At 43.4% G+C, this 25,798-nt stretch carries 23 protein-coding genes and 1 other annotated feature; of the genes, 21 read left to right on the top strand and 2 right to left on the bottom strand.

The genetic code is table 11. From position 1 onward, the window contains the following. The first annotated feature begins 40 nt into the window (after positions 1-40). The 21 genes from AB1L17_RS02805 to tyrS all read left to right on the top strand — a co-directional run bounded on the left by AB1L17_RS02805 (position 41) and on the right by tyrS (position 23,607). The gene (locus tag AB1L17_RS02805; RefSeq protein ID WP_412844011.1) at positions 41-2,068 is read left to right on the top strand and encodes a (Fe-S)-binding protein; all 2,028 of its coding nucleotides are present in this window, start codon (positions 41-43) and stop codon (positions 2,066-2,068) included. Positions 2,069-2,317: 249 nt separating this feature from the next. Beyond that, positions 2,318-2,824 (top strand): hypothetical protein, encoded by a 507-nt coding sequence (locus tag AB1L17_RS02800; RefSeq protein ID WP_412844010.1) that lies wholly within the window; start codon positions 2,318-2,320, stop codon positions 2,822-2,824. Positions 2,825-3,091: 267 nt separating this feature from the next. Continuing rightward, positions 3,092-3,496: a YidH family protein gene (locus tag AB1L17_RS02795; protein ID WP_412844009.1), complete on the top strand. Its 405-nt coding sequence runs from the start codon at positions 3,092-3,094 to the stop codon at positions 3,494-3,496. 146 nt (positions 3,497-3,642) lie between these two features. Then, positions 3,643-5,118, top strand: coding sequence for a protein adenylyltransferase SelO (locus AB1L17_RS02790; RefSeq protein ID WP_412844008.1), 1,476 nt, complete (start codon positions 3,643-3,645; stop codon positions 5,116-5,118). A 131-nt stretch (positions 5,119-5,249) separates the two neighbouring features. After that, positions 5,250-5,927, top strand: coding sequence for a response regulator transcription factor (locus AB1L17_RS02785; RefSeq protein ID WP_412844007.1), 678 nt, complete (start codon positions 5,250-5,252; stop codon positions 5,925-5,927). After that, positions 5,924-7,723, top strand: coding sequence for a HAMP domain-containing sensor histidine kinase (locus AB1L17_RS02780; protein ID WP_412844006.1), 1,800 nt, complete (start codon positions 5,924-5,926; stop codon positions 7,721-7,723). Before AB1L17_RS02785 ends, AB1L17_RS02780 begins: the two co-directional genes overlap by 4 nt. A gap of 157 nt (positions 7,724-7,880) precedes the next feature. Further along, a complete protein-coding gene (locus AB1L17_RS02775) occupies positions 7,881-8,540 on the top strand; it encodes an N-acetylmuramoyl-L-alanine amidase family protein (protein ID WP_412844005.1) in 660 nt (219 codons plus the stop codon). 13 nt (positions 8,541-8,553) lie between these two features. Further along, positions 8,554-9,207, top strand: a complete 654-nt coding sequence (locus AB1L17_RS02770) for a GDSL-type esterase/lipase family protein (RefSeq protein WP_412844004.1) — start codon at positions 8,554-8,556, stop codon at positions 9,205-9,207. 53 nt (positions 9,208-9,260) lie between these two features. After that, the gene (locus AB1L17_RS02765; RefSeq protein WP_412844003.1) at positions 9,261-10,667 is read left to right on the top strand and encodes an MBOAT family O-acyltransferase; all 1,407 of its coding nucleotides are present in this window, start codon (positions 9,261-9,263) and stop codon (positions 10,665-10,667) included. An 80-nt stretch (positions 10,668-10,747) separates the two neighbouring features. Further along, positions 10,748-11,830 (top strand): DHHW family protein, encoded by a 1,083-nt coding sequence (locus tag AB1L17_RS02760; RefSeq protein ID WP_412844002.1) that lies wholly within the window; start codon positions 10,748-10,750, stop codon positions 11,828-11,830. Between the two features lie 16 nt (positions 11,831-11,846). Then, entirely contained in the window at positions 11,847-12,353 is a 507-nt protein-coding gene (locus AB1L17_RS02755) for a DUF4358 domain-containing protein (RefSeq protein ID WP_412844001.1), read from the top strand. 166 nt (positions 12,354-12,519) lie between these two features. Then, on the top strand, positions 12,520-13,239 hold the full coding sequence (locus AB1L17_RS02750; protein WP_412844000.1) for a lipoprotein BA_5634 family protein: 720 nt from the start codon (positions 12,520-12,522) through the stop codon (positions 13,237-13,239). 26 nt (positions 13,240-13,265) lie between these two features. Continuing rightward, a complete protein-coding gene (locus AB1L17_RS02745) occupies positions 13,266-13,952 on the top strand; it encodes an ABC transporter ATP-binding protein (protein WP_412843999.1) in 687 nt (228 codons plus the stop codon). Between the two features lie 23 nt (positions 13,953-13,975). Next, positions 13,976-15,952 (top strand): ABC transporter permease, encoded by a 1,977-nt coding sequence (locus tag AB1L17_RS02740; protein ID WP_412843998.1) that lies wholly within the window; start codon positions 13,976-13,978, stop codon positions 15,950-15,952. A gap of 81 nt (positions 15,953-16,033) precedes the next feature. Continuing rightward, positions 16,034-16,732, top strand: coding sequence for a response regulator transcription factor (locus tag AB1L17_RS02735; protein ID WP_412843997.1), 699 nt, complete (start codon positions 16,034-16,036; stop codon positions 16,730-16,732). Positions 16,733-16,736: 4 nt separating this feature from the next. Further along, a complete protein-coding gene (locus AB1L17_RS02730) occupies positions 16,737-17,972 on the top strand; it encodes a HAMP domain-containing sensor histidine kinase (protein WP_412844124.1) in 1,236 nt (411 codons plus the stop codon). A 205-nt stretch (positions 17,973-18,177) separates the two neighbouring features. Next, a complete protein-coding gene (locus AB1L17_RS02725; RefSeq protein ID WP_412843996.1) occupies positions 18,178-18,882 on the top strand; it encodes a GDSL-type esterase/lipase family protein in 705 nt (234 codons plus the stop codon). A 168-nt stretch (positions 18,883-19,050) separates the two neighbouring features. Continuing rightward, positions 19,051-20,013: an AAA family ATPase gene (locus AB1L17_RS02720; RefSeq protein ID WP_412843995.1), complete on the top strand. Its 963-nt coding sequence runs from the start codon at positions 19,051-19,053 to the stop codon at positions 20,011-20,013. Between the two features lie 14 nt (positions 20,014-20,027). Then, entirely contained in the window at positions 20,028-20,666 is a 639-nt protein-coding gene (locus tag AB1L17_RS02715; RefSeq protein WP_412843994.1) for an RNA ligase family protein, read from the top strand. A gap of 140 nt (positions 20,667-20,806) precedes the next feature. Beyond that, complete coding sequence (locus AB1L17_RS02710; protein WP_412844123.1) at positions 20,807-21,868, top strand: suppressor of fused domain protein; 1,062 nt, start codon at positions 20,807-20,809, stop codon at positions 21,866-21,868. A 182-nt stretch (positions 21,869-22,050) separates the two neighbouring features. Further along, positions 22,051-22,281: a binding site (T-box leader), on the top strand. 57 nt (positions 22,282-22,338) lie between these two features. Then, the gene (gene tyrS, locus AB1L17_RS02705) at positions 22,339-23,607 is read left to right on the top strand and encodes a tyrosine--tRNA ligase (RefSeq protein WP_486599047.1); all 1,269 of its coding nucleotides are present in this window, start codon (positions 22,339-22,341) and stop codon (positions 23,605-23,607) included. A 58-nt stretch (positions 23,608-23,665) separates the two neighbouring features. Here the strand turns inward: tyrS and AB1L17_RS02700 are convergent, their stop codons facing one another. Next, a complete protein-coding gene (locus AB1L17_RS02700; RefSeq protein WP_412843992.1) occupies positions 23,666-24,877 on the bottom strand; it encodes an MFS transporter in 1,212 nt (403 codons plus the stop codon). A 30-nt stretch (positions 24,878-24,907) separates the two neighbouring features. Further along, on the bottom strand, positions 24,908-25,723 hold the full coding sequence (locus tag AB1L17_RS02695; protein ID WP_412843991.1) for a MerR family transcriptional regulator: 816 nt from the start codon (positions 25,721-25,723) through the stop codon (positions 24,908-24,910). Between the last annotated feature and the right edge of the window lie 75 nt (positions 25,724-25,798).

The following is a 25,798-nucleotide window of genomic DNA, read 5'->3' as shown; positions in this document are numbered from 1 at the left end:
TACGACAGACTCTTTTTTCTTATCGGAGGGAGTGTTATCCATGCTTAGTATTTTGAATTTCCTCGCATTTTTGGCGATAACGGCCTATGCGGTTTATTTGGCAGTATACTTGGTAAGGAGCAGAGTTATTTTCATCAAGCTGGGCAAGAAATCGCAGCTTCAACCAGATACCCGCCAACGAATCAACGAGTTTATTGTCCAGGTATTCGGACAAAAGAAGCTGTTTAAGGACATAAAAAGCGGGATCATGCACTTCGTTATGTTCTACGGATTCATCATCCTTCAATTTGGGGCAATTGAGCTCATCTTAAAAGGGTTTTTCCATGACTTTGCGTATCCAATCGGTGCTCTCCACAAGTATTTCAGTCTCTCACAGGAGATTACGACCTTTCTCGTATTACTCGCAACGCTCTACGCCTTTTACCGTCGTTACATTGAAAAGTTAAAGCGCTTGAAGCGTGGCCTAAAATCAGGTCTCGTCCTTATTTTTCTCTCCACGTTGATGACATCGATTTTGTTCAGCCTTGCTTTTGAGCATCTGTATATGGGGCGAACAGGAGATATGTATTCACCTATATCTGCTCTCGTTGCGGGATGGTTTTCGGGAATGAGTCCAGAAACAGCAGGGGTTTTGTTCTATTTCTTCTGGTGGATTCATCTGATTGTTTTGCTGATGTTTATGGTGTACGTTCCACAATCCAAGCACGCGCATTTGCTGTTCGCCCCTATCAATGTATTTCTTCGGGATACAAAGCCAGTAGGCAAATTGACGACCATCAATTTCGAGGATGAAACACAGGAAACATACGGGGTCGGCAAAATTGAGGATTTTCGCCAGAATCAATTGATTGACTTGTACGCCTGTGTGGAATGCGGCAGATGTACGAATATGTGTCCGGCTTCGGGTACGGGCAAAACATTGTCGCCAATGGACTTGATCGTCAAAATGCGCGATCATTTAACAGAAAAAGGCACGTCGCTTACTTCAAAGTCACCATGGGTTCCCTCGCTTTTGAATGCCTCTTCTGCGAATTCGGAGGTGGCAGCCACCAGTGCAGTAGTCAATCTGGTAGGAGATGTCATCACTGAAGAAGAACTATGGGCTTGTACGACCTGCCGCAACTGTGAGGATCAATGCCCGGTCGCGAATGAGCATGTGGAGAAAATCGTGGATATGCGCCGTTATCTTGTCCTGACAGAAGGCTCTATGCCGCATGAAGCTACACGTTACTTCCAAAACGTAGAGCGACAGAGCAATCCATGGGGAATCAATCGCAAGGAACGTATCAAGTGGCGTGAGGGAAGAGAGGATATCGTTGTTCCGACAGTAAAGGAAGTAGAGGAATTTGAATACTTATTTTTCGTCGGTTCAATGGGTTCATTCGATCTCCGCAGTCAAAAAATCGCCCAGGCATTTGCAAAAATCATGAACACGGCAGGTGTGAGCTTTGCCATTTTGGGCAATGAGGAACGCAATTCTGGTGATACCGCTCGGCGCATGGGAAATGAATTTTTGTTCCAGCAGCTTTGTCAGGAAAATATCGCTCAGTTCCAGGAGTATCAGGTGAAAAAAATCGTGACGATCTGTCCGCATACGTACAATACGTTCAAGCATGAGTATCCGGAATTTGGATTGGAAGCGGAAGTCTACCATCACACCGAGGTCATTTGGGAGCTCATCCAGCAAGGTCGAATCCAGCCATCGAAGGAAGTGACTGAAAGCATCGCCTATCATGATTCCTGCTACATAGGGCGTTATAACAACATTTATGATCTGCCGCGTCAGATACTCAAAAAGATCCCGGGTGTGCAGGTTTTGGAGATGGGACGAAACAAGGAAGACGCGATGTGCTGTGGGGCAGGCGGGGGCATGATGTGGATGGAGGAAACGCAAGGTAAACGCGTGAATATCGCGCGAACAGAGCAAGCTCTCGTCCTTAAGCCTACTACGATTGGCAGCAATTGTCCGTATTGCTTAACCATGATGAGCGATGGCGTAAAAGCCAAAGAAGCAGAAGACCTCGTCAAAACTTTGGACATTGCTGAAATTGTGGAGAAGGCGATATAAACAGAGGATAACGACATGCGAGTATGAAATATTCGTAGAAAATAATGTTCTAAACTGAACGGGAGTAATTGAAACAGCGGCGAACCAGGACCTGAAAATAAAGTTTTAGGCTCGCTGCTATTTTTATTATGCTAACGATCGTCATGGTAATAAACGCTGTAGCACACAGAAAAATATTCCAACATCCAGGAGCATCCCCTTTCATATATCCAATCGAGAATATACAATCTAAATTGGGAGGGGTGAAAAATGGATACTCTTATAATTACACCTATGAAAGGTATTGGCAAAATACTGCTTGGTATGACTAAAACCGAAGTAGATGAGTGCCTGCAATATTACACGGATAAATACGAAATAACCTATGAGAAAAATCCACTATGTTTTCATGCGAAGGGTGCTATTCAATCCTGTTTTCAATTTGAATATGACTCTGATGGTAAGGTATACTTCATTCAAATAGCATCTTCTCTTAAGAATGAACTTAACTGCGTATTTCAGGATTGGGATGTATTTAACACAAAAGCGGAGGAATTGGTAGAAAAAATTGATAAGGTATCGACCTATGACCGCAATCACCGTGAGCTTGGTTGGACGTATTATTATCCCGGGTTGGGACTTTCGTTTTGGAGACCAAACATACTTAAGGAATCTGACATGCAAGAAGATTGGTTCAAGGAACTAGAACCATCCATTCAAGAGGATGAAAAAAGGAATTTATACTTTGAATGTGTAAGTATCCAGTGTATTAAGTAGACAAATAAAGTAAAAGGTTTATAAAAAGGCCACAGACAAAAGACCTGTAATTATATCATAGGCTGCCGCTTTGATATTTAGTTATTTTGCCTGTTAACGTATTGCCCCATCGTCAGTCTAAAACAATATTTTCATAATCTAAGTCTTTATTTACTTTAAACATGAAAATTGCATATAAACGCAAAGGTTTCATGAAACGTATTTTTTGAAATTTCCGACTACAATATTTGTCCGCCTGTTTGTACCAATGAAAGGAGCGTGCCAGTAATGGGCAGAGTACTGGTAGAATACGAACAAGAATTACATCACACAGAGAAAACCATCGACTCCAAATACGTTCAACAACATCTCGCAAATGAGCGTACTTATCTTGCCTGGATTCGAACAAGCCTCGCAATTGTCGGATTGGGATTTTTGGCATACGGCGTATTATTCCAATCGACTTCCAAATTCGTTCAGGTTGTAACGGATATCATTGGAATCGGGTCTGTTTTATTTGGAGGCTCCATTATTGCATTTGCCACTCTGGATTATGTCAGGAAGCGAAAAGGGATCAATAATGAAACATTTCGTTCTCCCGTCTCGGGTATCTATCTAGTCTCTACCAGTTTGATTTTTATTACCATGGTTCTCATGGTTTTAGTAAGCATCATATTGTTAACACCGAATTAAAACGTCGATGGGTATTCCGGCGTTTTTTTGTTTTTTCACCTGACCAATGTGCGCCAATCTGCATGAAAAGGGTATAATAAACTGGCAAAATGTATCAGGGGTACGTTACTTTCTTTCAAATACACCAATCAATAAAAGGAGATAAAATGACAGACAAAAAAACAACGATCGAACCGGGATGGAACTTCGACAACAGCTATACAACGCTGCCGAAATCATTTTATTCCAGACTGAGCCCACCTCCAGTGCGTTCACCGAAGCTCGCTATTCTTAACGAGTCATTGGCAAAGTCACTGGGGCTGAATGCCGAAGCCCTTCAAAGCGACGATGCCGTAGCCATGCTCGCGGGAAACGTGACACCAGAAGGCGCAATGCCCCTCGCCCAAGCATATGCCGGTCATCAATTCGGTCACTTTACCATGCTGGGGGACGGTCGGGCTCTCCTGCTTGGTGAGCAAATTACACCCACTGGCGAGCGTTTTGATATTCAATTGAAGGGCTCTGGAAGAACACCTTATTCACGCGGCGGCGATGGTAGAGCAGCGCTTGGCCCGATGCTGCGCGAATACATCATTAGTGAAGCCATGCATGGGCTCGGTATTCCTACTACGCGCAGCCTTGCAGTAGTAACAACCGGCGAATCTATCTATCGCGAATCCGCGTTGCCTGGTGCCATTTTGACACGTGTTGCAGCCAGTCATATCCGAGTAGGCACGTTCCAATTTGCGGCAAGATTTTGCTCCATAGAGGATCTCCGCGGGTTAGCTGATTACACGTTGCAAAGACATTTTCCGGAGATCGAACCAGATGATAATCGCTACCTCCAGCTACTGAAGGGAGCTATCAAGCGGCAAGCTGCGCTGATTGCCAAGTGGCAGCTCGTTGGCTTCATCCACGGGGTCATGAACACCGACAACATGGCAATCAGCGGCGAAACCATTGATTACGGTCCGTGCGCTTTCATGGACACGTACGATCCTGCAACTGTATTTAGCTCTATTGACGTTCAGGGACGCTATGCTTACGGAAATCAGCCGTACATTGCCGTGTGGAATTTATCTCGTTTTGCGGAAACCTTATTGCCGTTGCTTCATGACAACGAAGCGCAGGCTGTGAAAATAGCCGAAGATGCCCTTGCCGAATTTAGCAAGCTGTATCACAGCAATTGGCTCACAGGAATGCGGGCAAAGCTCGGTATGTTTAACGAAGAGGAGCAAGACGAAGCGTTGATAGAAGGTCTACTGGGCATGATGAAGGAGCACCGTGCAGACTACACGAATACATTCCGTGCGCTCTCGATCAATCAACCAGAAGATACCGTCCTGTTTGGCACGAGCGAATTCACGGAATGGCATGAGCAGTGGAAAGCACGACTAGCGAGACAGCCAGAAGACATCTCTGCGGTACAACAGTTAATGAAAGAGAGTAATCCGGCAGTCATTCCTCGCAACCATCGTGTAGAGGAAGCATTGGAAGCTGCATGGAAAGAGGGCGACTACTCTGTGCTCGAACGGTTACTCGCTGCCCTTTCTGATCCATATGCTTACACTCCCGAGCAGGCAGAATACACGACAATACCCGAGAAATCAGCACGTCCGTACCAAACGTTTTGCGGTACGTAATAGCACGCAATATGAGTCCAACGATCTTTCACACGTTGGACTCTTTTTTCATACGTCCGGTACTGGCATTGATAGCAATCCTTCATCAAAAATGATAGTATAGCAGGTAAAATCGCAAGGGGATATCAAACATGCCAAAGACCATCTTGATCGTAGAAGATGAACCTATATTGCGAGAGATCATGAAGGATTATTTCGTAAACGAAGGGTATGAAGTGTTAGAAGCCTCAAATGGGAATGAAGCGCTATCGACATTTCAATCAAGTGAAGTACACTTAATCATATTGGACATTATGCTGCCAGAATTGGACGGATGGTCTGTTTGCCAACGCATTCGCAAGTCATCCAACGTTCCCATCATCATGCTTACAGCTCGTGTCGATGAGGATGATACGATCTTCGGATTTGAGCTAGGGGCAGATGACTATGTAACCAAGCCTTATAGCCCTCCCATTTTATTGGCACGCGCAAAACGGCTTTTGGAAAGTCGCCATATTTCCGGACTGGCTGATGAGGGATTATCGAGCAGCGGCATTACGATCCATTTTTCGTCCCGAACGGTTACAGTAGATGGGGTTAAGACAGATTTGACACACACCGAATTTGAAATATTAGCTTACTTCATGAGGAATAAAGGGATGATCATTACAAGGGAGCAATTAATCACCAAAATATGGGGATATGATTTCGCTGGTGATGATCGTACGGTGAACAGTCACATCCGTAATCTACGCTCGAAACTAGGGGAAAAATCAAAGCATATTACAACAGTCGTACGCTCAGGTTATAAATTCGAGGAACAAGTATGAAGAGTAGCATTGTTTTCAAGCTGTTTATCTGGACTTCGATTTTATGCTTGGCTATTCTTGCAACCATTTATGTAGGGCAGACCGTTTTCTTCAAACAATTTTACATCAACAAAAAAGTGGCGGATGTCCAAGAGAGCCTGAAAACATTTGAAGAAGAGTATGCAAGAAGCAGTGGAGATCCGCAAGCGGTCCAGAAGCTGGAGCAAGACTATTATCGCCAGCACAATACATGGGTTACCACGCTGGATCATCTGGGGAATATCAACTACGCCGACGATGTTTCTATAGAAGTCAAGCTATTGCCTGAAAAGAACAGCCCCTTTTCCAAGCAGACATTGATCATTCCGCTATACGGCTTGATGAATATAGGGGAGATCCGTGAGGGAAGCTTTCTTCGTCCTGGAGCAATGGTTACCATTCAAGGAATCAGGAAAGATAGCGGAGTTGTTCCGTATCGACTGGGAATTGAGTGGGGCAAGGTAAGTTTTGAAAATAATCAAATCGCCAAAAAAGAACACGAGATCATTCCAAAATTTCAAGATCAGGAAAAATCATGGAATGCTTTCCCATCCATCTACCTCCATGGAACCATTACCAAGACCCATCTTCCTGTGAAGGGCGAAACACCCCGGCTGCTCTATACCAACCTTGTCTTTATGGATCGGATCAAAGAGTTTCAAGCAAACCTTTTACTCAGTCCTGACAAGTTGAAGGTGAACAACCCCTGGACGTACCTTATAGAAGAAAATGATATCAAGTACCAACTGTTCGTCCACCCCATCCAGAATAAGAAAGGGGAGCCAGCCTATATTTTTGCCATGACATCGCTACAACCGGTCGATGAAGCCATCAGCATGATCAAAGAATACTATGTGTACCTCCTTTTATTTGTGGTGCTCCTCATTTTGTTGAGTTCGTTCTACTATTCGAAGCAGATTGCGAGACCTTTGTTGCGCATTAATCATACAACGAAAAAGATTGCCAGCCTGGATTTCTCAGAGAAAATTCCCGTTGCATCTAAAGATGAGATCGGGGACTTATCGCACAATATTAATATGCTCTCTGCACGGCTGCACTCCTACATTGAACAGCTGCAGCAAGATATTGAGAAAGAGAAGCAATTGGAGAATACAAGAAAGGAGTTCATCTCTGGCGTATCGCATGAGTTGAAGACTCCACTCAGTGTCATCCAAAGCTGTCTGTCGATTCTAAAAGACGGCGTAGCGAGCCATAAGAAGGATTACTATTTCGAAGCGATGGAAAATGAAGTGAAAAAGATGGACATGCTCATTGTAGATATGCTGGATCTGGCGAAATACGAGTCCGGGACGTACAAAATGAAGATGGAGTCGTTTCCAATAGATGATGTGATTCAGCTGATTTGTGAGAAATTACGGCCAGAATTGGAGAGCAAGGAGTTGCATCTGCATACCGAGCTTATTCCGGTCAATGTAGTAGCCAACCAGCTGCGAATCGAGCAAGTACTCGTCAATTTCCTGACAAACGCTATTCGCTACACGCCTGAGCGAGAAAGCATCATCATTTCGAGCAGGGAAGAGAAGGATTCCATAAAAGTTTGTATCGAAAATAAAGGAGCCCATATACAGGAAGAACAACTCAAGAAAATATGGGACCGATTTTATCGAGGAGAGTCTTCCCGCCATCGCTCTACAGGAGGAACCGGGCTAGGTCTGGCCATCTCGAAAAAGATATTAGAGATGCATGGCGTACCTTATGGCGTTTACAATACGCAAGATGGCGTTATGTTTTACTTCTATTTGAACAAGGAAACATAAGAGATTGCCCAAGCACAGAACTCGCTTCTGTGCTTTTTTTATTTTTTCTCCGGTTCTACGTATTCTTTAATTCAATTCGATTTGCTCTGCACTTTATCTTTATCTCTCTCTAGTATTCTCTCCTTAAAGCAAGAAGAAAGGAGGGAACATCATCAGCGTGGACAAGAGATTTGCCTTCTTGGTATTGCTGGTAACTTGCGTTGTCATTTTTGGTTTTTTCTACAATAACCCTGACAACAGCAATGCTCGCAATGTCCATTCGCCAGTCTACAAGATTGTCATTGATCCGGGACACGGCGGCAAAGATCATGGTGCGGAGGGAGCTAGTGGGCAGGTCGAGAAGGATTTTACTTTGCAGCTAGCACGCAAGGTGAAGGAGCTATCCGAGCAAGATTCTCGCATGCAGGTGTATTTGACGAGAAGTGATGATACCTTTTTATCCTCGAAGGAACGAGAAAGACCACAATTTGCGAATCAATTGGGTGCAGATTTGTTTATCTCTATCCATGGAAATACCTATACGGACCCCAATGTTTCGGGCACGGAGACGTATTATTATCGCTCCGAATCACTTCCGCTTGCACAGCGTATTCAGAAACATGTGACGGAAGCGACGGGCTTTCTGGATCGGGGAGTGAAAAAGGAAGAGTTTTTCGTGGTAAAGGATACGCAAATGCCGGCGGTGCTTCTGGAAGTTGGCTATTTAACAAATCCAGCGGAAGAGCAAAAACTGTTGGAAGAAGATTTTCAATATCGCATTGCCTCTTCGATTATAGAGGGAATACAAGACTATCTGCGAGCAACTGAGAACACATAAAAGGGAGACGAACATGAGAAAAAAAGCTTTTGTAACGATACTGGCGGGATTTATTGCATTATCAATGGCTGCGTGTGGAAATCAAGTAACGCCATCAGCAAAACAAGGCAGTAGTTCCACCTCGCCTGCTGCTGAGGCTTCCTATAAAACAAGGTTTCAATCAACCGTTTTTGTAGGGGATTCGATTACGGAAGGGCTGTCCTTCCACGATGTTTTGGATAAAGCCAATGTGAGTGCTGGTGCAGGCGCCACAGCCGAATTCGCTTTGGAAAATGTCGATGATGTAGTACAAAGAAACCCGAAGCACATCATTATTCAATTGGGATCAACTGACATTCTGTGGCCAACGGACGATCCCTTGGCACACTCGTACAAGCATTATGCGAAATTGATTGACAACTTCAAAGAAAAACTGCCTGAAACAAAAATCACGATATTATCGGTGACACCGGTTACGGCTGAGGCAGAGAAAAAAGAGCCCCGTTATCAAGTAATTAACGATTACAACGAGGGACTACAAGAGCTTGCTGCTGAGAAAAAAGTGGCATTCGTCGATTTGTCTCCGATCTTTGTCAACAGTCTCAATCTGTACGATAAGGACGGCATCCACTTTAACGAGAACTATTACAAGCTGTTGCTGGACTTTTTAAAAGACCACGTGAACTAACATGCTAACATGCCAAAATCGATGCATAACGGCAAGGGAGGAGGTGGATTAATTTGGTATTTAGCAGTCTCATCTTTCTTTACTACTTTCTGCCGATCACGATATTACTCTATTTTGTACTGCCTACGGTCCTGAAAAATGTGGTTCTCTTTGCTGCGAGCCTCGTGTTCTATGCATGGGGAGAACCTGTGTATGTTTTCCTCATGCTCGCTACAACGGTCTTTGATTATGCAAACGGACGATTGATTGACAAGTTCAGACATCGCAAAGGAATTGCCAGAACAATTTTTCTCACTTCTCTTGCCGGGAGCTTGGGTATTCTCGGATTCTTCAAATATGGCGGTTTTGTCCTGGACAATCTCAATCACTGGCTGGGTCTGAATATGCAAATCGCCGATCTTCCGCTTCCCGTGGGTATATCCTTTTATACGTTTCAAACGATGTCTTATATCGTGGATGTATATCGGGATCGAGTTCCCGTACAAAAAAATATCCTGTCCTTTGGTCTCTACGTGACGATGTTTCCGCAGCTGGTGGCAGGGCCGATCGTCAAATACAGCGATATTGCCAAGCAGCTGACCTCTCGAAAAGTGACATGGGAACAATTCGGCGAAGGGGCGGAACTGTTTATAAAAGGACTGGCCAAGAAAGTGCTTCTGGCGAACAACATCGGTACTTTGTGGACGGATGTCAAAGCGATGCCTGCTGATGAAGCTACCATTTTGTCGGTATGGCTTGGCATCATTGCCTTCAGCTTACAGATTTATTTTGACTTCAGCGGATATTCGGATATGGCGCGAGGCCTTGGCAAAATGTTCGGCTTCGATTTTATGGAAAACTTCAAGTACCCGTACATCTCGAAAAGTATTACGGAGTTCTGGCGCAGATGGCATATTTCATTAGGCACCTGGTTTCGGGAGTATGTGTATATACCCCTAGGCGGGAACCGGGTAGGCTTATGGCGGCAGTTCATCAATTTGCTTGTCGTCTGGTTCTTAACCGGGCTATGGCACGGAGCAAGCTGGAATTTTGTCATTTGGGGATTGTATTTCGGGCTGTTTATCATGCTGGAAAAATGGATTCTATTACGTTGGCTGCAAAGGTCACATGCTTTTGTCGGACATGTTTATACGATTTTGATTGTGATCGTCGGATGGGTATTCTTTGAAATGGAAAATGTCTCTGACGCATGGGCATTAATCCAAACCATGTTTGGATTTGGCTCGCATAACGCTTTTGACACACAATCCCTTTACTTCCTGTCCACCTATTGGATTCTCTTGCTCGTGGCGGTCACGTGCGCAACACCCTTTCCGACAAGAGTGGTTTCGTACGTGAGAGAAAAATTCAATTTGGCAGGGGACGTCGCTGCTATCACGATGCATTCCCTTTTCTTGCTTCTGTCCACGGCTTTCTTGGTCAATGCAACATACAATCCATTCTTATACTTTCGCTTTTGAAGAAGGTGGCTTTTCTGAACAGATCTACATTTCGGTATACACACATGACTGCCATTCTGCTGATCGTTTTTTTAGGGAGCATGGCGGGATGGAATCTTTTGACTCCAGATAAGCTTTTCTCGGAATCGGAAAATCGGAGCCTGGAGCAGCTGCCGAGCTTTTCCACACGCAATCTGTTTTCGGGAAAGTTTACTTCTGATGTGGAACAATACATTGCGGATCAGTTTGCGGCAAGGGATATTTGGATCGGGTTGAAATCAGGGGCGGAACGGATGGTCGGGAAAAAGGAGAGCCATGGGGTTTACTTGGGCAAGAATGGATTCTTGCTGCAAAAATTTACTCCACCAACAGCCGAGGAGCAAAAGGAAAAAGTAGCAGCCATCCATGCTTTCGATGACGCGACTCCCGACCTGCGAAAATACGTGATGCTCGTTCCCACTGCGCAGAGTGTGTTGACCGACAAGCTTCCTACCTATGCCACGGATAATGCCGAGCTTGCTTACAGAGACAAGGTGCATGAAGCTCTTCGTGAAAATATTCATGTGGTTGATGTCTATCCAGCACTCACCGACAACCAGCAGGAGTCCTTTTTTTATAAAACCGATCATCATTGGACTACCCATGGCGCTTATTATGCCTATCAAGAACTGGGCAAGAAGATGGGATTTGAACCAACAACAAAAGAAGATTTCCATATCAAAACAGTGACGGGTAGCTTCTACGGCTCCTTGTATTCCAAGAGCGGATACAGACATGTGGAGCCTGACAGCATTGATCTCTATTTGCCAAAGAAGAGCGAGACATACCATGTAGAGTATGTTGACGAACAGCGGCAATCAGACTCTCTGTATGCGATGGAGAATCTGAAGGAGAAAGACAAATACAAGGTCTTTCTGGGTGGAAATTATGGTTTGATCAAAATAGGGACCGGAAATACGGAGGGCAAAAAACTACTGGTAATCAAGGACTCCTACGCGAACAGCTTCCTTCCTTTTTTGACGCAAGACTTTGAAGAAATCTATGTCGTTGACCTCAGATATTATGATGGGGACCTCAAGAAGCTCATACAGGAACAGCACATTTACGACATGCTTTTGTTATACAATGTCCAGACGTTTTTTGAAGATCCGTCTATCCAGACCTTAGCAGAACACGCGAAATGAAAGGGGATTTAGTAGCATGGCAGGATTACTTTCTAGACAAGGTTATGGTTGTCGGAGATGGTTGGTTACCTTTCTTGTATCCCTACTCTTAGTAGGCGGATTAACTGCATGTTCGGATACAGAAAAAGATGCCTCGAATCTTTCCGCAACAGAGGTAGGGGAACACATTAAGCAAGCTGTGAATTTGGGTGAAATGAAGCAAGGCGATATCACAAAGCTGCAAAAGCTCTACCAGATTGATCCTGAGGAAGTCGAGGATTTCATGTTGTTTACCGCTTCATCCAATGTGGAAGCAGACGAGCTTTTGGTACTGAAAGTGAAGGATTTGAATCAGGTGGATGTCATCAAAGAAAATGTGCAAAAACGAATAGAGGCACAAACCCTCAAGTTCAAAGACTATCGTCCGGAAGAATATCATCTCGTGGAAAAGCATGTTTGGAGGGTGAAAGAGAAATTGATATTGTTCGCAGTCTCCAAAGAAGCCGATCAAATTGACCGTGCATTTGAAGAGGCATTTCAATAACGAATAACTGAAACAAGCGCCCACGATGAGGCGCTTGTTTTTATGTGTGTCCCAATCTTACTAAAATGTAAGAGAGAAGGTTAAAATCGTTAGACTAGAGTCATTCATTTACATAAAGGTCTCGTCTATAATCCAGACATATACCGTTTATAAGGGAGCAATCAAGATGAAAAAAATACTGGGTTTCTTGTTGGTTATTGTCATTTTTGCAGGGATTGGATTTGGAGTCAAACGATTTGTAGAAGGTCCAACGCAACCGGTCAATGGCGTTCTCGTTATTGGCACAGAAAAAGATACGAATCGAGTAAAAGAGTTGTATAAAGATAACACCAAACAAACGATCGACTACAAAATGAAATTGGTGACAACAAAAAAAATCACGAAATTGGCAGAGCAAGATCAGAAGGAAACGGGTCAAGAATTTGAAACCAGAGATATCAAATATTCGGTTGTTACACGATCCACAGCTGAGCAATTCGTACAGAGCGGGATTCTAAGAGCAAGACAAGATCCTGATAGCGCGTCCATTATTTCAGACCCTGTTACCAGCATACAAGAATTATCGAGTGGTCAAAATCTATATTACTCTTTAAGTGATGCAGAAATGAAAAATAACCAAATCGATTTGAACGGTCAGATGGTACCCGTAGAGTATGTGAACCATCAGGTATGGATCGGGTATATACCGCAAACGGATCTTGTTATAGTTGACGACCAAACATACAACAAATTAACCGAAGCAGAGTCAACGCTCTCCTTGATCGAGTTTCAGAATGGCAGCTTCGATTATAAGAAGAAAGATAAGGTGAACCAGGTTTTGCAGGAAATTGGGAACGTATATGCAGATAGCGCAGACAAAGTAAATTTCGTAGAGGTACAAGATTGAGTTTGAGTGACGAGAGGGTGAGCTGTATGGAAGTTGTACGGATGGAAAACGTAGTAAAAAGCTATGGGGAAGGAAATAACCGGGTAGATGCGTTAAAAGGGATTAACCTTTCTATTCAGCAAGGAGAGTTTGTCTCCATCGTTGGGGTTTCCGGTTCCGGTAAAAGTACACTGCTGCATATTTTGGGAGGGTTGGATCGTCCAAGTTCAGGACATGTATTCATCGGAGACCATAATATTTACGATTATACAGATGATGAGCTTTCGATATTCAGAAGAAGAAAAGTCGGGTTTATTTTTCAGTTCTTTAATTTGATCCCCGTATTGAATGTACAGGAAAATATTGCGTTGCCGATGTTATTGGATGATGAACCGATCGATTTGACGTATTTAGAAGAACTAATTGAAATCCTGGGGCTTCATGAACGGAGAGACCACTTGCCCTCCGAATTATCAGGCGGACAGCAGCAACGCGTCTCTATCGGCAGGGCCTTAATGAATCGGCCGCATTTGATTTTGGCGGATGAGCCCACAGGGAATCTGGATACGCGAAATACGAAGGAAGTCATGGATTTATTACGATTGACTGCCAGAAAATACAATCAAACGATTGTATTGATTACGCACGATCTAACCATTGCTTCGGCTTCCGACCGGATTATCACGATAGAAGACGGTACGATCATTTCAGATCAACGACTTGCTGCGAATTAACCATAGACAGGAGGGGAATGATTTTGATCAGCAGTTACAAACAATTAAGCAGCAAGTATTTAAAGGGGAATATGAAACGAACGATTTTGACTTTGGTCGGAATCATACTCTCTGTAGCGTTAATTTCTACGATCGGCCTTTTTATGAAAGGATCTCAAATCTCCCAGGTGGAGAGCATCAAGAAGATAAGCGGGCATTCATTTCATGTCGGTATTTCCAATTATGATGAAGCATTATTAAACAAAATCAAATATAATCCCCAAATTGCTTCGTTTGGATTGATGTCTCAGGGCGACATCGTTCCCGTTGGAGAGGTTTCCCTTCAAATGAATTTCGCTGATCATGGCGCCATGACGTTTTTACCCTATAGCCTCATTGATGGGAAATTGCCAGCCAATGACCGTGAAGCAGCTGTCGATTCATGGATACTTCCTTTTATCAAAAAGGGTCTTCAGATCGGCGACTCATTTGAATTGGATGGAAAAACCTATCAGCTGGTTGGTTTACTGGACAATCGCGCGTTTACGCAGAAAAATAAAGTGGGTCGTTTATTAACGTATAAACGTGATTTTGCAATTGGAGAAGGCAGGATATTAGCTGAAATAAACGAGAAAGCGAACTTTCAAGAGGTATTAGATGAAATAAAATCACTGACGGAAGACGAGAATCTCGTTATCAATCAAGAATTGATCAGAGTTTTGAAACCAGAATCCAATCAATCGGTTTTAGCGGTACTCGTCATCGTCGTGAGCATTGTTGTGATCGCAACGGTTGTTGTGATTTACAACGCTTTTCAAATCAGCGTCGTAGAGCGGATGAAGCAGTTCGGCTTGCTCCGAAGCATCGGTGCTACGCGTAAGCAAATTAGACAAATCGTGATGAGAGAGGCTGCTGTAATGGCTGTCATCGCCATACCGGCTGGGCTTGTTTGCAGCATATTGGCGGTTGCTGCTCTCCAATTCATTTTCTCGATCCTATTAGAAGAGGGTGTTTCGTTCTTTCTTATCGATTGGCAGATTTTATTCATCAGCTCGATCATTACGCTTGCGGCCGTATTGGGGTCCAGTTATTACCCGGCTTTTTTTGCGGGCAGAATATCGCCATTGCTGGCAATCAGCAGCAGGTTATCCATAAAAAAAGAGGCGATCAAAAAACACAAGACTCACCAGTTGAAAAAGCCTTTCTCTTTTCCCTTGAGCCTAGCCTTGAAAAATGTCAAAAGAAATAAAAATCGTTACACCATTACGATCCTGTCCATCATTATATCAAGTGTCTTGTTTATTACATTCTCGTCTTTGATGGAGATCGCATTTGCCTCCAAATATGTAAAAGATTTATCCACCAAATCGGATCTAACTGTCTATCTGAAACATGATGCTGCTGATGATTCAGCAGAAAGACAGCAAATTTCGGCGCAATTGAAGTCGCTTGAAAATGTATCGGGAGTGAAGGAGCAGGACCTCAGCTTCGAAATTAATTTGAAGGATACGACTCAATCTCTTGGAACTGTTGCTGAAATCGAGCAGACTGTTGGAAAAAACCACTCCATTACTATTGTGAATCACATGGATGAGAATAAAGTGAGGGAAGATTCAGAGCTCGTAATAAAAGTGCTGGTATATAGTTTTATCACGGTCGTTTCATTGATTGGCAGTCTCAATATCGTCAATACGATTACGATCAGCATCATCACCAGACGAAAAGAATTGGCTGCGTTAAAATCTATCGGTATGTCACAAAGGGATTTGAAAAAAATGATCATCTATGAAGCGCTGATTTACGGTTTTTCTGGAAGTTTGCAAGGGATCTTTTTCGGTTGTATACTTTCTTATATTATCTATTTGGCGGTTTCCGGTGTCTTGATGGTCGAATGGACGATTCCCTACGAAGCTTGTCTCATTACGTTTGTTTCCGCTTTGTTCATCAGTTTTTTATCGGTTCTGATACCACTGAGAAAAATCCAACAAGATAATCTTATCGATGTTATCAGAGAACAATAAAAAAAGGCCTGGCTATTTAATAGTCGGGCTATTCGGATTGGTCAATGACTGAATTGGAATGATGGTAAGGAGAGGTCATGCTTGAATAAAATATTGCTTGTGGAAGATGATGAGGCCCTTGGTCTAGCTATCGAATTCTCGTTGAGAAATGAAGGCTATGAGGTGGTCAGAGCCTCTAGTGTAAAAGAAGCGAAACACCAGTTTGATCAGCATACGTTTGATTTGGCTATCCTGGATATTGGCCTTCCAGATGGTAACGGCTATGATTTATGTCGGCATTTCAAAGAGCAAAATGATTCTTCGGTTATTATTTTCTTAACGGCTCTAGATGAAGAAGCAAATGTAGTAATGGGTCTGGATATTGGTGGGGACGATTATATTACAAAACCTTTTCGAGTCAAGGAATTCATGTCTAGAGTGAAAGTGCAGCTGCGCAAGCAAGGGAGGCTGGAATCTCTTTCAACGATCTTAGCATCTGAGAATATCAAAATAGATACAAATCTAGTTAAGGCTTATAAAAATCATGAAAGCATTCCATTAACCAATCTTGAATACAAGCTGCTGTTAACTTTCATGATGAACGCCCATAAAGCACTAAAAAGAGATGATCTCCTGATGAAAATATCGGAAGGAGAAGATGCTTTTTTTGATGAAAACACGCTATCTGTCTACATTAAGCGTTTAAGAGATAAAGTGGAGGATGACCCCAAATATCCGCAGTTTATCGTCACCCAAAGAGGATTGGGCTATCGGTGGAATAAGGATGTGACTAGAGAGTAAGATGATGAAGAATACCGAGTTGAATCGATCTATGACCATACTGGCTGCTCTGTTATCTCTTTTTATCGTTTATCAGTTTATTACACATCAACTGCTTTATGATGATTTAAAAAGCGATTCTATTACAACCTGGGGTGAAATTACGGCGAGATTGGTTGAACTAAACCCTGAGAATGAAGCGGAAATTATGAAGGTCTTAACAAGCCACTCCTCTGATTCAAGTGCGTATCAGGAAAAAGGAAGAGAGATCTTTAGGCAATATGGATTATATGAGGATTTGGAGTCCGAGCTTTTTCCCCTCTTAAATAAACATATTTCCAGCCATAATCAATTGATTTATGGGGGATTAATTTGTTTCGGATTGATTCTGCTAGGGGCAAGCTACATGCAATACAAGGCTGTCTTCCTTAAAATTAGACAACTTACTTCCGCAGCCAAAAAAATAATCGATGGGGACTACTCGGTTGTCATCAATGAAAATAAAGAAGGGGATCTCGCCAAACTGGCGGCTTCCTTTCGTTCTATGAAGGATATTATTCGAAAAAGCATGCACGATCTTCTGGAAGAGAAAGAGTTTTTAGCACAAATGCTGCAAGATATATCGCATCAATTAAAAACACCGCTTTCCACTATATCCATCTACAATGAAATGATGTTGAATGCAGAGCTGCCTCGCCAGCAGCAGGTTCAACTCCTGCAAAATAATGAAGCTCAAATCTCCAGAATGAATGTCTTGATTCAAAATTTGCTAAAGGTAGCGAAAATCGACGCCAGAGCTATTTCCTTTGATAAAGGACCAGCCAATTTGGTGGAGACGATCGAGGAAGTTTTGGATCGCTTGGCAAGCATGATTAGTGATAAACATATATCAATAGACTGGGATGCGCCGGAGGAAATCGTCGTTGTTCACGATAAGCTCTGGATGCAGGAAGCGTTGTTGAACCTGCTCAAGAATGCAATCGAGCATTCCAAACCCAGCAGTAAAATCATCATTCAAGTAAAAGATACTCCTATCTATACGGAATTGGTAATTCAAGATTTTGGTGAAGGGATTTCAGCTGAGGAATTGCCGCATATTTTTGATCGATTCTACAAAGCGAGAGATTCTAAAAAGCATGATTCGACGGGGATTGGATTGGCGCTAGTCAAAGCCATTATCGAAGCACATCATGCCTTGATGAAAGTAGAGAGTGAGAAATATCGCTATACAAAATTTACGATTACCTTCATGAAGTTTTAGGCACAGAACTCGCTTCTGTGCTTTTTTGTTTTCTTTTTTGTGTCCGCCGGATTCTTTGGATTCTTTCATTCATTTCGATTTGTTCTGCACTTTTTCTTTATCTCTATCTAGTATTCTCTCATTAAGCAAAAGAGAGGAGAAAACATCATCAGCGTTGCTGAGGCAAGTACCGATATCAATTAAATACTGGAAAGGGAAGAGTGAAATGTTAAAAAAAGTGTGTGTTTGTTTGCTTATGGGGAGTGTCGCTTTATCTTCTGCAGCCTGTGGAGATAATGGAATTGAACAAAAATCACCTAAGGAATCTCTAGCTATTTCGTATGAAAAAAAGTCAACTACAGAAAGTCAAGATGCTTTGTATAAAACTATTTTCAATAATAGTTTGTTTGTGGGCGATTCGATGACAGAAAGACTCAAGTCTGGTGATTTTTTGGATGATAAGAATGTTGTGGCTGAAATGGGGGGAACCACAATAAAAGCTTTACATCTAGTTGATGAGATAGCAAAAAGAAAGCCTGAACATATTTTTATCTCTCTGGGAAATAATGATTTAGTTCGTTTCGCAGAAAGAAAGGACAAACCTGCTGAAGGTCCAATCAAATTTGTAACATCAAGCTATTCTCAATTATTAAAAAAAATAAAAGAAAAACTTCCAAATGCAAAAATACATGTTTTATCTGTTACTCCAGTCTCAGAGGAGGCTTTAAAGATCGGTCCCGAATACAAAGATATAGGTCATTTAAATGCGGCACTTAAAGAGCTAGCAAATGCTGAAAAAGTAGATTTCATAGATTTATCTCCAATATTTGAAAAACATAAAGTCCCATATCTGGATGAAAGAGAGGGTGTCCATTTTACAGATGATTATTACCCGCTTCTTCTTGAATATTTAAAAGACATAATGAAATAGTATCTGATTGTGGTAGCCCGAGCAAGCTGACCATAATTTCTTTGGTCCGTGGCTGTAAAGAATAGCAAATCTAGGAACAAAGAAGGGTGCCTTATATTTGCGAAGTGTGTATAATATTGGAAAAGTAAGTCGAAAAGTTAGTTTTTATTGAAAGGAGGTGAGATATAAGTGAAAAAGAAATTAATCGTCCTGTCAGCCATTGCTGGCAGTGGTAAAAGCAAGTGGGCACAAGAAATTGCCAAAAAGGAACGGGCAACCATCGTGTCTACGGATGAAATTCGCCAAAACTTATTCGGTGATGAGCGAAAACAAAAGAAGTCAGCGCAAGTATTTTTTGAGGTTTACTCAAAAATCGCAACGGAGCTGGCGAATGGAAAGAATGTCATCTTGGACGCAACCAATATTGACAGAGAGAAAAGAATGAAGGTCCTTGCCAAATTTCCCGATGTTCAAAAGGAATGCTATTACGTCGATGTTCCCTATACCGTTTGCCTGGAACGCAATCGATCCCGAAAGAGAACCGTAGACGAATACATCTTGGCGAAGATGCGGAAGAATTTTCATTTTCCCATTAAGAATGAAGGCTGGGATCACATTCACCTCTTGCACGAGCCAGCTCCCTATGCCATTGAAAAAGAAGAGTTTGTTCAATTGCTTCAAAGTGAACCCTCTTATGAACAGCTATTTGACAGACTGAATGCCATTCCGATCTTCCGCGAGATGTATCAATTTAATCAGGAAAACCCTTATCATCAGTATCCGTTGTGCAAGCATACGTATCATGTTTTCGATTATGTAAACGCCTTTTACACGGAAGAAGACAAATTTCTCATGCAAGTGGTCGCCTTGTTTCATGATACCGGAAAACCATTTTGCAAAACGTACAAACCGACGAAAGGCCATTACTCCTACTACGGACATGAACATGTTTCTGCGCAAATTGCTTGCCATTTCTTAAAAGAATTAGGATTCGAAGATGATTTTATCTTTGAAGTTGTCAATCTGATTCAAATGCACATGAAGATTAACTACGGAACACAGCAGGATATTTCCGAGATTTATCATTTATTGGGCGAAGAGTACCTGTGGAAACTGTACTTCTTCAAGGAGGGAGATGCCTATGCCAAATAAGGAGGTGAAAAACGATGTTGAAAAAATACCCGAGAACCTTTCATTTACCCTGGTCAAGAAGTAGGACCGACGATGATAAGATTCTGCGATCGGTTCGTCACTTCGAAGGAAAAGAAGTAGTCGTGACAGAAAAGCTGGATGGAGAAAATACCACCCTTTACCGAAACCATATCCACGCAAGGTCACTGGATAGCAAAGATCACGCATCCAGACACTGGGTAAAAATGCTGCATGGGACGATTTCGTTTCATATCCCGGAAGGCTGGAGAATTTGCGGGGAAAATGTATATGCAATGCACTCCATCTACTACGAACACCTAACGAGCTATTTCTACGTTTTCTCGATCTGGAATGAAAACAATGAATGCTTGTCGTGGGATGAAACGGTAGAATGGGCGGAATTACTTGGTTTAGAAACAGCGCCAGTCTTATACAGAGGGATTTGGAAGGAAGAGACCGTAAAAAGCTGCTACACCAAACGTTCTGTCTTCGGCGGAGAACAAGAGGGGTACGTGGTACGAACAACGGAGAGGTTTCCGTACGAAGATTTTAAACTGTCTGCAGCCAAGTTTGTGCGCAAAAATCATGTACAAACCGACCAGCACTGGTTATCGAAGCCAGTCGTTCCGAATGGAATAACACAAGCGAACTAACGACTTTACATTTACGGAAGGGAATGAGAACGATGTAATTTGCTAAGTGGTATTGACCGTCTGATAGAGTATCCAAATATTTCATTTTGGCTATTGTTAAGACAGTCATTACATGGGAGGCAAGAGAGATGCACGAAGAAATGAATGAAGAAATGACTGCAGCGGGCTGGGATGCCATTGATCAGGAAATGAGAAAGATTTATGGAGAGCAGGAGCCTAAGCATTATGGGACGCTCATCTCGTATGCACTGGGTGGCAACGATCCATTGGATGGAATTAGCGCCTACAAAGCGGACGAGCCTTATCCGCATTGGCATTTTGTTACCTATGGATTTACGGAGCTATATGAAAAAGAGTCCGAGAATGAAGAGGAAAGCGGTTTTGGCTTTGAATTGACGTTTCGATTGGCGCGAGGGGACGACGAGGAAGAACCGCCTGCCTGGGCGCTGAATCTGCTTCAAAATATGGCGCGTTACGTATTCAACACGGGTAATGTTTTTCAAGCAGGTGATCATTTGGATGCAAACGGTCCGATTTGCTTGGGTGCCGATACCCAACTGACTGCACTCGCTTTTGTCACAGACCCGCAGCTTGCCGAAATCGATACACCGAATGGTCGGGTGCAGTTCTTGCAAATGGTAGGAATCACAGCTGATGAACTTGATGCGATGATGGCTTGGAATACACGTGGCGTTCTTGATACTGGCTTGCCATTTATGCCTTCCTACATAACCGATCTCGAGCGTGATTCGCTCCTTCGCAACCCTACGGTTTCTGCTGCTGTTCAGACAGGGATGGAACAAGAAGGATCAAATACCGCCTATTTGTTTGTCAGCCAGCTAGGTTGGGAGCCAGGAAAAAGAAGCTTATTGAAAAAGACGCCTTCGACAGTTAGGCTGGGAGCGAAGCAAGCGGAAGTGATCGGAAAAGTTCTCCGTGGTCGTATTCAAAAAGGGGAGAGCTTGAGCCTGGTGGGTCCTGATATCCGAGTTGTATTTGAGGCAGGCGAGAAGCCTGAATGTATGCCAGGAGAGGACGTCATTCGTTTTATCGTAGATGATTCAACCGCTGTTGCACTTAGCAGGCAATTGATTCCCAAGGAAAGCAGCTTTGAGATCCCTTCCATGAAAGGAATTGCCATAAACATTGTGAAAACCAATATAACCGATAGCGAGGGCAATGTTGTAAAGGTCATCGGTTAACTTTGACGATTCCTGTTCTGTGCTGCGCGTTAGCCGCTTTTGACGGTAAAAGAAGTCGCAACAGCTGTCTATGAACTGACATCCGTCGGTCTTACGAAAATAAAATAAGAGATGTTAGCTGATTCTTGACTAGATGGTTGACATTGCTAACTTATTTCAATATACTGTCTGTAATTTCATATGAACATACGTTGAAAGAGCCCAGTAGCAGCTTATTCCCTGTTCTAGAAAGCCGGGGGTTGATGGAACCCGGTACACAATAAGCGAGCGAATTACACTCTGGAGTATCTCGGGTAATGCCGAGCGGAATCGCGAACGATAACTCGCTATGAGTGGCATGAATGTCCTGAAGCAAGCGCTAGGGTTCATTCGTGCAAGATGGGTGGTAACACGGTTATTCAATCGTCCCTATGTCTACAATAGACAAGGGGCGATTTTTTATTTTTTACCATAGGAAATCGAAGGAGTGTATGGCAGTGAATATTATCGACGAACTCGAATGGCGCGAGGCCATCAATCAGCAAACAGATGCAGAAGGACTGCGAGAATTAACGAACGAAAAAGCAGTCTCGCTATATTGTGGGGTAGACCCAACAGGTGACAGCATGCATATCGGTCACTTGATTCCTTTCATGGTACTGAAACGCTTCCAGCTCGCTGGTCATCGTCCGGTCATTTTGATCGGTGGTGCAACAGGTACGATTGGCGATCCAAGCGGACGTCAATCCGAGCGTTCTTTGCAAACACTGGAACAAATTCAGGAGAACGTCGACAAACTCACCGCACAGATGAAAAAGCTGTTCATTACAGAAGGTGACAACCAAATCCGTTTGGTGAACAACTACGACTGGACGCACAAAATCAATGTCATTGAATTTTTGCGAGATTACGGTAAAAACTTCAGCATCAATACGATGCTTGCCAAGGATGTCGTCTCCAGCAGACTGGAAAGCGGCATTTCGTTTACGGAGTTTTCCTATCAAATTCTGCAATCGCTCGATTACCTGCATCTGTACCAACATGAAGATGTTCAGCTGCAAATCGGCGGTTCCGATCAGTGGGGCAACATCACGAGCGGTCTCGATCTGATTCGCAAAAAAGAAGGGTCTGAAGCAAAAGCATTCGGTCTCACCATTCCTCTAATGCTGAAGGCAGATGGGACGAAATTCGGGAAGACAGCAGGCGGCGCCATCTGGCTTGATCCAAACAAAACAACGCCATTCGAATTCTACCAATTCTGGGCGAATACCGATGACCGCGATGTTGTGAAATACTTGAAATACTTTACGTTCCTCTCGAAAGAACAAATTGAAGAGCTCGCTGAAAAAGTACAGACCGAGCCTCATAAACGCGAGGCGCAAAAAGCGCTGGCTGAGGAAATGACAAGATTTGTGCACGGCGAGGAAATGCTGGAGCAGGCGCAGCGCATTACAGCCGCTCTGTTTACTGGTGATATTAAATCGCTATCGGCAGATGAGATCGAGCAAGGTTTCAAAGAAATGCCGACGTACGAATCTACTCTCGAAACGAAGAACATTGTCGATTGGCTCGTTGAGATCGGCATTGAGCCATCCAAGCGTCAAGCGCGTGAGGATATTACAAAAGGCGCGATCTCGATGAACGGCGAACGCGTTACTGATCTGGAACTGGAAGTAACGCCAAGTCTCGCTATCGGCGGCCGCTTCATTATTATCCGCAAAGGCAAGAAAAACTACAGCTTGGTGAAATTGTCTCAATAGATGAAGGAATAAGAAGCTTCCCTGGACACATAAAGGGAAGCTTCTTCTTGTATTCGCATTAATTTCGTGTTTCGCAGCCCTCCAACGTATGCTTGTGGAAGGACATCGCTTTTCGATCTAAGCGGTAGCTGATAAAAGTCAGCAAGGATGCCGCGATCGCAACAATCGCACCGACCCAGGAAACATCGATGAGTTCCCTGTTTGTTGTTACAAATCCACCCAAAGCTGATCCGAGGGCGATCCCGACATTGACCGACACAGGAGTTAATGAGGAAGCCAAATCTCTGGCAGCCGGAAAATGTTTATCAGCCAAATCAAGAAAATACAATTGCATCGTAGAATTCATGATATATACGAGGAGGGCCATAAATGATAAGCTGATGAATCCACCGATTAGAGAATGGGACGAAACATAAAGAGATGCGAGAATAACGGCTTGCATCAGATACACATACCGGAGCTTTCCAATCCCGTTGTGAGCTGCCAGTATTCCACCAATCAACGTGCTAAAGATCGAAATGACCCCGTACAGTAAAAATACGAGACCAATATATTGGTTCGGTACGAAGAGCACTTCTTGCAGCAAAGGAGTTAAATACGTATATACCGTGTAGGTCGCAGCAATACTTAATGCCGGGATAAAGAACGCGATGATGATACGTGTATTGGTTAGTAGCCCGATTTGTTTTTGCAAGGAACTGTTCGATCCCGTAAGTCCTTTTGGGATGGTCGCTGCACTTGCTAGGAGAGATATGACACCTAGTAGAGCCGCAAACCAAAAGGCCATTTGCCAACCGCCCCATTGCCCAATAAAAGTACCTAGTGGCACCCCAATCACGCTGGCGATCGTGAAGCCTGCAAAAATGATAGAAATAGCACGCCCCCTTTTCTGAGGAGGCATTGTTTCACTGGCAACCGCCATGGCAAGTGCAATCAAAACCCCGGTCACAACGGCAGTCAAGATTCTGGAAACAAGAAGCAATACATACGTCTCGGATAGGGCAGTAAGAATATTCCCGGTAATAAAGACGCCGATCAACGTAAGCATGAGGGGATACTTGGCAAATCGGCTGAATACCGCCGTTAAGATCGGAGTACCAATTGCAAACGAGATGGCAAAGGCAGATACGAGCGATCCTACTGTTGAAATTGAGATGCCCAACTCGGATGCCATCTCACTAAGCAGCGAGATAATGACAAATTCACTCGTACCAAGAACGAATGTCAATAAGAATAGGTTGAATGTTAGGAACTTTTGCTGTTTGTTCAAAAGCTGAGTCTCCTCCCACATGTGCGATAGTCAAGCTTTTTCAACGGCAATCTGGAGCTCGGCGACGTAAGAGTCCGGGTCATCCGGATTTTCACGACGAACACAAATTTCGCGACGCGGTTCATTCTCTTTGATCCGATATCCGTTCCGTTCAATCCACACTGCCAACTCGCTACTCGCCGTGCAACGGCACGTCGTCCGACAATGATGGATGAGCGTAGCCATCAACGGAATCTCCGGCAATCGCTTAACGGTAAAAGGTGGTTCGGTCTGCAAATCGTGAGAAAGCAGACGCGCCACTTCAACATCCATGTTGTCATCGCACTCCTCACAGCCATGCCAAAGAACCATTCTGGAAAGAGAAGATTGACCAGAACGCCCTAATTGATCGTCCAACTGTTGGAATAGATCAGGTATTTTCCAAAACGGAGTTCTTTGACGATAGGACAGGACGAGCTGCGGCTCCACTTTTTTAAGGATCACATCGTGAGAAGGTAGGCTATTTCCTTCATTTTCGATGGTATACAGACGATCCTTGATGAGATTCAGTCTTGCTTGCTCCTGATCCAGAATAGACTGAATCTCGCTTTGCTTGATCCGAAACATCCCCCTGATTTGTTCGAGCGGGATATCCTCGCTCATCATCTGGCGAATTTGATCCAACGAGAAGCCCAATTCTTTATAAGCCAATATCCGATTGAGTTGGAACATTTGGTCAGCCGAATAATAGCGATAGCCTGTAAATTTGTCGGTGTGGGCCGGCTTCAGCAAGTTAACCTGGTCGTAGTAGCGTAATGTCTTGACGGACACTTGGCTGATCTTCGAAAATTCACTGATTTTAAACATGATGTAACCTCCTTGCTTGAATGTAACGCTACTTCCTTATTTCTGTACCGAGTATAACGTTCCAGTTGAGGGGAG

Origin of the sequence: Brevibacillus jepli (assembly GCF_047229145.1) — a bacterium.
Taxonomy (GTDB): Bacteria; Bacillota; Bacilli; order Brevibacillales; family Brevibacillaceae; genus Brevibacillus.
Note: the sequence above shows the minus strand (reverse complement) of the source record. Positions and strands in the feature narration are given on the sequence as shown.

Coding starts and splice junctions, on each gene's coding strand:
- AB1L17_RS02805 (WP_412844011.1), top strand. CDS start 41: ATGCTTAGTATTTTGAATTTCCTCGCATTTTTGGCGATAACGGCCTAT.
- AB1L17_RS02800 (WP_412844010.1), top strand. CDS start 2,318: ATGGATACTCTTATAATTACACCTATGAAAGGTATTGGCAAAATACTG.
- AB1L17_RS02795 (WP_412844009.1), top strand. CDS start 3,092: ATGGGCAGAGTACTGGTAGAATACGAACAAGAATTACATCACACAGAG.
- AB1L17_RS02790 (WP_412844008.1), top strand. CDS start 3,643: ATGACAGACAAAAAAACAACGATCGAACCGGGATGGAACTTCGACAAC.
- AB1L17_RS02785 (WP_412844007.1), top strand. CDS start 5,250: ATGCCAAAGACCATCTTGATCGTAGAAGATGAACCTATATTGCGAGAG.
- AB1L17_RS02780 (WP_412844006.1), top strand. CDS start 5,924: ATGAAGAGTAGCATTGTTTTCAAGCTGTTTATCTGGACTTCGATTTTA.
- AB1L17_RS02770 (WP_412844004.1), top strand. CDS start 8,554: ATGAGAAAAAAAGCTTTTGTAACGATACTGGCGGGATTTATTGCATTA.
- AB1L17_RS02760 (WP_412844002.1), top strand. CDS start 10,748: ATGGCGGGATGGAATCTTTTGACTCCAGATAAGCTTTTCTCGGAATCG.
- AB1L17_RS02755 (WP_412844001.1), top strand. CDS start 11,847: ATGGCAGGATTACTTTCTAGACAAGGTTATGGTTGTCGGAGATGGTTG.
- AB1L17_RS02750 (WP_412844000.1), top strand. CDS start 12,520: ATGAAAAAAATACTGGGTTTCTTGTTGGTTATTGTCATTTTTGCAGGG.
- AB1L17_RS02745 (WP_412843999.1), top strand. CDS start 13,266: ATGGAAGTTGTACGGATGGAAAACGTAGTAAAAAGCTATGGGGAAGGA.
- AB1L17_RS02730 (WP_412844124.1), top strand. CDS start 16,737: ATGAAGAATACCGAGTTGAATCGATCTATGACCATACTGGCTGCTCTG.
- AB1L17_RS02725 (WP_412843996.1), top strand. CDS start 18,178: ATGTTAAAAAAAGTGTGTGTTTGTTTGCTTATGGGGAGTGTCGCTTTA.
- AB1L17_RS02715 (WP_412843994.1), top strand. CDS start 20,028: ATGTTGAAAAAATACCCGAGAACCTTTCATTTACCCTGGTCAAGAAGT.
- AB1L17_RS02710 (WP_412844123.1), top strand. CDS start 20,807: ATGAATGAAGAAATGACTGCAGCGGGCTGGGATGCCATTGATCAGGAA.
- tyrS (WP_486599047.1), top strand. CDS start 22,339: ATGGCAGTGAATATTATCGACGAACTCGAATGGCGCGAGGCCATCAAT.
- AB1L17_RS02695 (WP_412843991.1), bottom strand. CDS start 25,723: ATGTTTAAAATCAGTGAATTTTCGAAGATCAGCCAAGTGTCCGTCAAG.